Origin of the sequence: Clostridium sp. DFI.1.208 (assembly GCF_024463855.1) — a bacterium.
Lineage (GTDB): Bacteria > Bacillota_I > Bacilli_A > Erysipelotrichales > Erysipelotrichaceae > Clostridium_AQ.
The window spans coordinates 1-459 of record NZ_JANGCA010000197.1 but is presented as its reverse complement, the minus strand read 5'-3'; the positions used below and the strand labels follow the sequence as shown (position 1 = coordinate 459).

Sequence of the window (459 nt, the reverse complement as noted above, 5' to 3'; positions counted from 1 at the left end):
GCCTTCACCACCATTATCAACTGTTCCAGTATCCGGTTCCTCGGGGCTTACCGGGTCTTCCTTATCCTCTGGGGCAGGTACGTCGATATCGATGTCATCATCCTTCACCTTTCCGATCAGCTGTCCATACATCTTTCCTTCGATCTCCTGATTCCACGGAAGATCCGTCACGATGTTCCCGTTTCCATCACTCTCCGTGTGATCGTTTTCTTTGGCTGTTATCTCTTGCACACATAGTGTCACCATGAGCAGACACAGGAATACTGCACTTGCTTTCCTCATCGTCTTTCCCTCCCGTCACTTCAATACGTGAACGACATTCTCTGCTACTGCCTCACCGACGAATTCCTCACTTTTTGGATCATAATTCTTGAAATGGATATTCACCGGATAATCCCCCTTGGGTAGATCGACATCCAGCTTGTCCTCCTCCAGATAGTTTCCCGGCTCCATCGCTCC

At 49.2% G+C, this 459-nt stretch carries 1 protein-coding gene; it reads right to left on the bottom strand.

All coding sequences use genetic code 11. The annotated features are described in order from the left end of the window. Nucleotides 1-282, bottom strand: a 282-nt coding sequence (locus tag NE665_RS24015; protein ID WP_256302720.1) for a hypothetical protein, incomplete at its 3' end; no start/stop codon positions are given. Nucleotides 283-459: the final 177 nt, after the last annotated feature.